Raw genomic sequence first — 1,907 nt, 5'->3', positions numbered from 1 at the left:
GGCCAACGCCGCCGGCATGAGCCGCCGTACCTTCACCCGCGCCTTCCATCGCCAGACCGGGCTGTCGCTGTCGACATGGCGCCAGCAGGCGTGCCTGTTCGCGGCGCTACCCCGCCTCGCCGACGGCGAGCCGATCACCAGGGTGGCGCTCGACCTCGGCTATGACAGCGTGCCAGCCTTCATCACCATGTTCAAGCGTATGCTCGGGACTTCGCCACGCGGGTATATGCGCGGCGCGCGCGATACAAGCGAGGAGACCCGGCGGACAGCCGGCCCAGTCCGATCGGAGAATGTCGCGCGTTAATCGAACAGGCTGGAGACCGATTCTTCGGTCGCGGTGCGCGAGATCGCCTCGCCCATCAGGTCGGCGATCGAGATGACGCGGATGTTGGGCGCGTCGAGCACGGCTTGCGTCGGCTGGATGGAATCGGTGATCACCAGTTCCTGCAGCTTCGAGCTGCTGATGCGGGCAACCGCTCCGCCCGAAAGCACGCCGTGAGTGATGTAGGCGGTGACGCTGGTGGCGCCGTTGGCGAGCAGTGCATCGGCGGCGTTACACAACGTGCCGCCGGAATCGACGATGTCGTCGATCAGCAGGCAATCCTTGCCGGCGACCGCACCGATGATGTTCATGACTTCCGATTCGCCTGGGCGTTCACGGCGCTTGTCGACGATGGCGAGCTGCGCATCGAAGCGCTTGGCGAGCGCACGCGCCCGCACCACGCCGCCAATGTCGGGGGAGACGACGACGACATTGGCGAGCTGCTTGTATTTCGCCTTCACGTCGCGGGCCATCACCGGGACCGAGAACAGATTGTCGGTCGGGATATCGAAAAAGCCCTGGATCTGGCCGGCATGGAGATCCAGCGTCAGCACGCGGTCGACGCCGGCGCGGGTGATCATGTTGGCGACAAGCTTGGCCGAGATCGGCGTGCGGCCGGAAGCGCGGCGATCCTGTCTTGCATAGCCGAAATAAGGGATGACCGCCGTGATGCGCCGGGCCGAGGAACGCATGAAGGCGTCGATCATGATGAGCAGTTCCATCAGGTGATCGTTGGTCGGGAACGAGGTGGACTGCAGGATGAAGACATCCTCGCCGCGCACGTTCTCCTGGATCTCGACGAAGATCTCCTGATCGGCGAAGCGCCGGACGCTGGCCTTCCCCAGCGGGATGTTGAGATAGCGAGCGACCGCTTCGGCCAGCACCCTGTTGGAATTGCCCGCGAAAAGCTTCATGCACCGTTCCTGGTGAAGGATGGAGAGACCGAACAGACTCTCATGAGCCTTTTATGCGGGCTTTTAGCGGCCCGCGCCGGTATTGCAAGCCTCGTCATCGGGAATCCGTCGGCTAAGATCAAAAACGTCGCAGGCGATGAAAGCCGGCAACAGCTTAGCCGGCCTGTCCACCGAGCCACGCGGCGAACTGGTCGATCGTCTGGTCGGCGATGCCCTGCATGGTCGCTGGCGCGACGGCCGTCCAGCCATCGCCGCCCTTGACCGAGGGCGCCTTCTGCTGGCCGTTGATGCGGTGCAGCCGGTTGCCCGAGGGGTCGTAAATGTCCCAGACATAGATGACCGTGGTGTCGCTGCCTTCCGAAATTGCCGAGAAATAGCCCTTCAGCACATGCGTGGCGGTCTGGTCGGTGCTGCCGGCAAGCGTGATGCCGCGCTGCCTGGCACGCGTCTGAAGCTCGGCCGTCAGCGGCGCCGCGGCCTCCACCGAGGCGCCAACGATCGGCGCCACCTGCAACCTTGTCCTGGCGATAGCAGCGGCGCTCTGGGCCGGTGAGGCAGGGGTAGGCGACGAAGTGGCCGGGGCCGTCGTCGAGGGCGCCGGGACGGTCGTGGTTGCCGTGTTGCTCTGAGTGGCAGGCAGCGTCTGGGCCGAGGTCGCCGGCGGGGTGGTG

Annotated in this window: 3 protein-coding genes; 1 reads left to right on the top strand and 2 read right to left on the bottom strand. The window is 65.2% G+C overall.

Annotated elements, in window-relative coordinates; translation table 11 throughout:
* Window positions 1-304: AraC family transcriptional regulator (locus EN745_RS34270; RefSeq protein WP_145992317.1), on the top strand; the 304-nt coding region annotated here is incomplete at its 5' end.
* On the opposite strand, the gene EN745_RS34265 is transcribed toward EN745_RS34270, so the two are convergent.
* Window positions 301-1,236 carry a ribose-phosphate pyrophosphokinase gene (locus EN745_RS34265; protein ID WP_126058686.1) on the bottom strand — a complete coding sequence of 312 codons (936 nt, stop codon included), beginning with the start codon at window positions 1,234-1,236 and terminating at the stop codon, window positions 301-303. The two genes, EN745_RS34270 and EN745_RS34265, sit on opposite strands and share 4 nt — an antisense overlap.
* A gap of 154 nt (window positions 1,237-1,390) precedes the next feature.
* A partial coding sequence (locus tag EN745_RS34260; RefSeq protein WP_127423274.1) for a hypothetical protein occupies window positions 1,391-1,907 on the bottom strand: 517 nt, incomplete at its 5' end.

The organism is Mesorhizobium sp. M4A.F.Ca.ET.022.05.2.1 (genome assembly GCF_003998845.1).
GTDB lineage: Bacteria > Pseudomonadota > Alphaproteobacteria > Rhizobiales > Rhizobiaceae > Mesorhizobium.
Note: the sequence above shows the minus strand (reverse complement) of the source record. Positions and strands in the feature narration are given on the sequence as shown.

What these genes read in the sequence shown, in the direction of transcription:
- EN745_RS34265 (WP_126058686.1), bottom strand. Translation starts at nt 1,236, where the DNA reads ATGAAGCTTTTCGCGGGCAATTCCAACAGGGTGCTGGCCGAAGCGGTC.